Here is a 765-nt window from a genome sequence, read left to right as displayed (position 1 = left end):
TCAACCTGTACCTCGACGCGTACCGACGACGGCGCCGCTACGACCAGGTGGTCCCGCTGCTCGTCCCCGAGGAGGGACGCGACGCGCAGGACGCCGCCGCCGACCGCGCGGACGTCGCGGCGGCGCTGCGGCACCTGTCGCCCCGCGAGCGCGCGTGCGTGGTGCTGCGCTTCTACGACGACCTGACGATCGCCGAGGTGGCGGCCCGGCTGGGCCTGTCCACGGGCGCCGTCAAGAGGTACCTGTCCGACGCGCGGCACCGGCTCGAACCGGTCCTGGGCCCGCAGCCCGGGTTCGCCACGGAGGACGTCCCGACGATCTCGACGGAGGTGCAGCGATGAGCCCCGACCTGGGTCCGGCCCTGCGCGCGCTGGCCGACGACGCCGCGCACCGGCACGCCGCCGGCGACGGCCTGCCGCACGACGTGGTCCTGTCCCGCACGCGCCGTCGCCGGCGTGCGCGCGCCGCGACCCTCTCGGTCGTGTCCGCGGCCGCCGTCCTCGTCCTGGCCGTCGGCACCGCGTACGCGGTCCGGCAGGGCCCGCCGGAGCCGGCACCGGCGACGACGCCGACGGTCACGACCACCCCGACCCCCACGCCGACGCCGACCCCCACCCCGACGCCGACCGCGCCGGTGGTCGTCCTGCCGGCCGGCAACCCGGCCGCGCCGTTCGGCGCGTGCGGGGCGCTCGCCGACGCCGCGCCGGCCGACCCGGTCGACCAGCGCGTGCGCGCGGCGGCCGTCGTCACCACCCCGACCGTCGC

The 765-nt window shown here is 78.8% G+C and carries 2 protein-coding genes; both read left to right on the top strand.

What is annotated here, in order from left to right; genetic code table 11:
- On the top strand, window positions 1–341 hold a 341-nt coding region (locus CBZ_RS15700), incomplete at its 5' end, for a sigma-70 family RNA polymerase sigma factor (RefSeq protein WP_130782437.1).
- Window positions 338–765 (top strand): hypothetical protein (locus tag CBZ_RS21430; RefSeq protein WP_218022794.1); only part of this gene is annotated, 428 nt, incomplete at its 3' end. The genes CBZ_RS15700 and CBZ_RS21430, both read left to right, overlap by 4 nt.

This window comes from Cellulomonas biazotea, from assembly GCF_004306155.1.
GTDB classification, from domain to species: domain Bacteria; phylum Actinomycetota; class Actinomycetes; order Actinomycetales; family Cellulomonadaceae; genus Cellulomonas; species Cellulomonas biazotea.
The sequence above is the reverse complement of the archived record's forward strand: the minus strand, read 5'-3'. Positions and strand labels throughout refer to the sequence as shown.